The 556-nt window shown below is 57.4% G+C and carries 1 rRNA gene; it reads right to left on the bottom strand.

Features of this window, described 5'->3' with window-relative positions:
* Positions 1-556 (bottom strand): 23S ribosomal RNA (locus ACLJWH_RS42005); the annotation flags it as partial.

Below are 556 nucleotides of genomic sequence, written 5' to 3'. Positions count from 1 at the left end.
CGGGTCTTGGGCACGCTACTCAACGCCCTATTCGGACTCGCTTTCGCTACGGCTTCCCCACACGGGTTAACCTCGCAACATACCGCAAACTCGCAGGCTCATTCTTCAAAAGGCACGCAGTCACGACGCAGAGACAAGTCTCTGCGCGACGCTCCCACGGCTTGTAGGCACACGGTTTCAGGTACTATTTCACTCCGCTCCCGCGGTACTTTTCACCATTCCCTCACGGTACTATCCGCTATCGGTCACCAGGGAATATTTAGGCTTAACGGGTGGTCCCGCCAGATTCACACGGGATTTCTCGGGCCCCGTGCTACTTGGGTGTCGCACAAGCAAGCCGTTAATGTTTCAGCTACGGGGGTCTTACCCTCTACGCCGGGCCTTTCGCATGCCCTTCGCCTACACCAACGGTTTCTGACTCGCCCGATCGCCGGCAGACAATCGAAGTACGATCCCACAACCCCAACCACGCAACCCCTGCCGGGTATCACACGTGACTGGTTTGGCCTCATCCAGTTTCGCTCGCCACTACTCCCGGAATCACGGTTGTTTTCTC

This window comes from Streptomyces sp. x-80 (assembly GCF_046549095.1).
Lineage (GTDB): Bacteria > Actinomycetota > Actinomycetes > Streptomycetales > Streptomycetaceae > Streptomyces > Streptomyces celluloflavus.
This window is presented reverse-complemented; position numbering and strand designations above follow the sequence as displayed.